Origin of the sequence: Kitasatospora putterlickiae (assembly GCF_039527695.1) — a bacterium.
GTDB classification, from domain to species: Bacteria; Actinomycetota; Actinomycetes; order Streptomycetales; family Streptomycetaceae; genus Kitasatospora; species Kitasatospora putterlickiae.
The window spans coordinates 1-1,403 of the sequence record NZ_BAAAKJ010000017.1; the positions used below are offsets into that span (position 1 = coordinate 1).

Annotated in this window: 2 protein-coding genes and 1 pseudogene; 2 read left to right on the forward strand and 1 reads right to left on the reverse strand. The window is 77.6% G+C overall.

Going from position 1 to position 1,403, the window contains the following annotated elements; genetic code table 11:
- Positions 1 to 177: pseudogene (locus ABD308_RS01745) on the forward strand (8-amino-7-oxononanoate synthase); the annotation flags it as partial.
- A 142-nt stretch (positions 178 to 319) separates the two neighbouring features.
- Entirely contained in the window at positions 320 to 856 is a 537-nt protein-coding gene (locus ABD308_RS01750) for a hypothetical protein (protein WP_344324376.1), read from the forward strand.
- Positions 857 to 1,020: 164 nt separating this feature from the next.
- Here ABD308_RS01750 and ABD308_RS01755 read toward each other — a convergent pair.
- A partial coding sequence (locus tag ABD308_RS01755) for an aminoglycoside phosphotransferase family protein (RefSeq protein WP_344324379.1) occupies positions 1,021 to 1,403 on the reverse strand: 383 nt, incomplete at its 5' end.

Sequence of the window (1,403 nt, forward strand, 5' to 3'; positions counted from 1 at the left end):
CCCGCCGACTGCCGCCGCGCCGGTCTCGCCGTCGGGTGCTTCCGCCCCCCGTCCGTCCCCGACGGGGTCTCGCGGCTGCGGCTGACCGCCCGCGGGGACCTGACGGACGCCCAGATCGCCGAGGCGGTGCGGATCATCGCCGCCACCGCCCCGGCGGGCGCCTGTGGCGGGGAGTGACCGGGCGCCCGCGCGCCGGGGGCGGTTGTCGACGGGCCACCCGGCCCGGGAGCCCGGTCGGCCGAACCGGAGGCCGCCGGGTCGCGTCCCCGTCGGTGGGGCCGGGTGGGCGCGGCCCGGCGACGGGACGTGAGGAGCGGTGATGGACCAGGGCATCCGGCGGGTGACGGCGAAGGCGGTGGTCCCGGTCGTGGCGGCGCTCGCGCTGCTGGTCGTCGGCGGCCGGGGCGCGGTCCACGCCGGTGAGGGGCTCGCCTACGCCACCGGGCTCGCCGGGACGCGCGGCGTCCTGGTCGCCGAGCGGTGCCTGCGCACCGACCCCGACCGGCCTGCCGCGGGTCCCACCGGCGACTGCCGGGGCACCTTCCTCCCCGACGACGGCGGGCCGGCGAACGAGCACGCCCGGACGGACTGGCTCATCGACACCCAGCGGCGCGTCCCGGTCTTCTGCGCCGCCGACGGCGAATGCCGCCTGTCCGGCACCGGCGGGGTGCTGTACTGGCTGAGCCTGTCGCTGCTCGCACTCGCCGCGTTGCCCGTGGCGGGGTTCGTCACCGTCCAGGGGCTGCTGCGCGACCGGGACCGCTCGCAGCGCAAGCGGGTCGTCCTCGGGGTGACCACGGCGGTCCTGCTGACCTGCGCGCTCGCCACCTTCGCGGGCGCGGTGGCCGCCCGCTAGGGCTTGTCTGACAATTCGCGTCGCATCAGCGCGCGGCGTTGGGCGCCCGGCTGGGCGTGCCGCCGGAACGTCCTCGTACTGGACGTACTTGGACGATTCGGCGGTGCGGCCAGGCGGGATGCCCGGCGTCGTGCGCGCGGCGGGAATTGTCAGACAAGCCCTAGCTAGAGCGCCGCGAGGTCCCGGAGGAAGAGCGTTCCCGGGTCGCGGCGGCCGGCGGTCAGGCGCGGGGCGGCGATCACCACCGCCGTCGCCCGGCACCAGGCGAGCACGCGTTCGGCGTCCGCGCCGGGTACCAGGGCCACCAGGTCCGCGATCCGGGCCGACAGCGCCGCCCGGTCGGTGACGCCGTCCAGCGCCCAGTCGACCAGGTCGAAGTCGGGGTCGCCCAGGCACGCGCGGGGGTCGATCGCCACCGGGCCGTCCGGGCCGAGCAGGACGTTCGCCGGGTGGAGGTCGCCGTGCACCAGGGCCAGCGGGCCGCCGGGGCCGGTCAGCCCTTGGCGAGCAGCGCCTGGGCGTGCTCCCTGACCTGGTCCTTGGACAG